The sequence below is a fragment of the Aeromonas sp. HMWF017 genome, assembly GCF_003061465.1.
Lineage (GTDB): Bacteria > Pseudomonadota > Gammaproteobacteria > Enterobacterales > Aeromonadaceae > Aeromonas > Aeromonas veronii.
On sequence record NZ_QAJD01000021.1, the window covers coordinates 1 to 2989 of the forward strand.

Consider the following 2989-nt stretch of genomic DNA (forward strand, 5'->3'; position numbering starts at 1 on the left):
GCAGGCGGGCCAGCGACACTACATATTGATAGGCCGCTGCCGCGCGCTGGGTCTTGACCCCCGCCAGCTGGTTCTGGGCATCCACCACATCCAGCGAAGTAGAGAGCCCCTGACCGAAGGCTTTGTCACGCAGCAGTACGTTCTCCTCTGCCAGCGCCTGGGTAGAGGAGAGAGATTGATACTCCTCCAGCCCCTGCGCCGCCTCGCGCCAGGTCTTCTCCACCAGCAGCTCCAGATCCTGGCGGGTCTTGGCTTGCAGCAGATTGACCTGCAACTCGGCACTCTTGGCGGCCTGCACCGTCTCGGAGCGGCCATCGCGGCTCACCAGCGGCATGCTGACACCCACCCCCACCAGCCAGTCAGGCGCGGTCTTGGCGGCCAGTGAATCATCTTCATAGAGGTTGTAGTTGCCGAACAGGAATACTTCGGGGGCATATTTGCCCTTCTCCATCCGGATCAACCCCTTGGCCTGCTCTTTCTTGGCGCTGAGCAGCTTGAGGCCGGGGTGAACCTCCAGGGTCTGGCTCACCAGCCCCTCGAGGCGCGGCAGCTCCTGGTTGACGAACAGGCCGCTGTCGGGCTCGGCGCGGGACAACTTGAGCATATGGCCGAGGGCCAGCTCGGCGATCTCGAGGCCACGGCGGGACTTCTGGGTATCGATGCGGGCCCGATCATAGGCCGACTGGGCAGAAAGACGCTCCACCCTGGCGATCTGGCCCTGAGCTTCAAGCTTCTTGGCGTGATCCAGATGGTGGGCCAGCCCCTCTTCGATCTCCTGCTTGGTCTGCACCACCTGAGCGGCCAGCACGACGCCGAAATAGGTCTGGGAGAGACTCTCGAAAGTGGCTTGCTGTTTGAGCACCAGCAGCTGCTGCGCCTCGCTCACCTGCGCCTGCCGGATATCCTGCGCCGCATCGATGCGGCCACCGGCAAACAGCGGCCACAGCATCTTGACCGAGCTGGTCACCACGTTCTGTTTGGTCAGCGGGGTAACGAAGTCATCGGGCGTGAAATGCGGGATCGGCAACCCGCCCAGGATATGCTGCAACGCTTTGACCATTTCCGGATGGTTGGCGATGGGGTTGAGATCCATCAGATCAAGTTCCATCGGCTGATCGAGGTGGGTATAGCTGGCCCCCAGATCCACCTTGGGCAGATACATGGCCTTGGCAGCCTCGCGCAGTTGCTTGGCCCGATCGACCCCGGCCTGCTCGGCGGCCAGCCCCTCATCCTGCTGGATGACCCGGGTCCAGGCTTCGCCGAAACTGATGGTCTGCGCCTGTGCCGACCCCAGCACGGCCCCCAGCAGACACGGCCAGAGTGATGTAATGAACCTTGACGTCATAGATCCCCAATCCGCTTTTGTTGCATAAATGTTTGGAGCATTTGCTCGACTTAAGCCCGATATCATAACGCAAAGCAGGCCGGCAAGTGGACTGACAATTATGCAGACAACCGACATAGGTAGTACAGCCATCCCTCACGAGCAATCTGGCCGTTTTTCAATAACTCCAGAATTTGCAAGCCTTGGCGCGACGTTTTTTTCAGAAAAAAATGGCTGACGCTCAAATACTAACCTTTTCTCCTGCCTAAAAAATGCGTAATATACGCCGCCCTAAGCCGATGGTAACCGTGGAATGCAGATAGGTCCCCACACGCTTGAAACTCCCTTGATTGTGGCTCCCATGGCCGGTGTAACTGACCGACCATTCCGCGAACTTTGTTTGCGACTGGGGGCTGGCATGGCCGTTTCCGAGATGCTGCTGGCCAACCCGGATGTCTGGGATACCCAGAAAACCCGGATGAGGATGGATCACTCTGCAGAAGGCGGATTGCGATCGGTCCAGATTGCCGGGGCCGACCCCGAGATGATGGCGTTTGCTGCCCGCTACAACGTGGAGCAGGGCGCACAGATCGTCGACATCAACATGGGATGTCCGGCAAAAAAAGTGAATAAGAAGTTGGCAGGTTCCGCCCTGCTGCGTGCCCCCGATCAGGTCAAAGCAATTTGCCGGGCCGTGGTGGATGCAGTGGAGGTGCCTGTCACCTTGAAGATCCGCACAGGATGGGATCCGGATAACCGCAATGGCGTGGAGATCGCCCGAATCGCCGAAGATTGCGGTATCGCGGCCCTCGCCGTGCATGGTCGTACCCGTGCCTGCCTCTACCGGGGCGAAGCGGAGTACGACACGATCAGGGCGATTAAGCAGGCCGTATCGATTCCTGTTGTCGCCAATGGTGACATCAACAGCCCGGAGAAAGCCCGGTATGTCCTCGACTATACCGGTGTCGACGCCGTGATGATCGGCCGAGCTGCGCAAGGACGACCCTGGATTTTCCGGGAAATCCGTCATTTTCTTGAGACGGGCACCAAGCTGCCGCCTCCCGAGAGGGAAGAGGTTCGCACCCTGATGAACGAGCATGTAACCAACCTGCACCGGTTTTATGGTGCATATCTGGGAGCGCGCATAGCCCGTAAACACGTGGGCTGGTATCTGGATGAAGAAGAGACGGGCCGAGAATTCCGTAAGCACTTCAATGCCCTGGATTGCGCAGACGCGCAACTTGAGGCACTCGAAGCGTATTTCGATGGATTAGGTTAACAAGATAACTAAAGAGCCGACCGAATATGTTCGAACAAACCCTGACTTCTGATGCATTGGTAACAACTACTCACAATCACGCTGCCGAGCCGACCCAGCGCCCCCTGCGTGACTCTGTGCAACAGGCCCTGCGTAACTACCTGGCCCAGTTGAACGGTCAGGAAGTGATTGATCTGTACGATATGGTTCTCTCCGAAGTCGAAGCGCCGATGCTGGACGTGATCATGCAGTACACCCGTGGTAACCAGACTCGCGCTGCCGTGATGATGGGTATCAACCGTGGCACCCTGCGCAAGAAGCTCAAGCGTTACGGCATGAACTGATTGCTGGCCGCGAGCCGCGACGGCGGTTCAAGGCAGATGCGAAAGGCGCCAGGTAGCAATACC

General features: G+C 58.7%; 3 protein-coding genes. 2 read left to right on the plus strand and 1 reads right to left on the minus strand.

The genetic code is table 11. From position 1 onward, the window contains the following. The coding region (locus DBR30_RS01695) for a TolC family protein (protein WP_181363466.1) at nt 1-1345 on the minus strand (1345 nt) is incomplete at its 3' end. A gap of 292 nt (nt 1346-1637) precedes the next feature. On the opposite strand from DBR30_RS01695, the gene dusB reads away from it, so the two are divergent. Further along, nucleotides 1638-2603, plus strand: a complete 966-nt coding sequence (dusB, locus tag DBR30_RS01700; protein WP_033135778.1) for a tRNA dihydrouridine synthase DusB — start codon at nt 1638-1640, stop codon at nt 2601-2603. A 26-nt stretch (nt 2604-2629) separates the two neighbouring features. Then, nucleotides 2630-2926, plus strand: a complete 297-nt coding sequence (gene fis / locus DBR30_RS01705) for a DNA-binding transcriptional regulator Fis (protein WP_005309538.1) — start codon at nt 2630-2632, stop codon at nt 2924-2926. Nucleotides 2927-2989 lie beyond the last annotated feature (63 nt).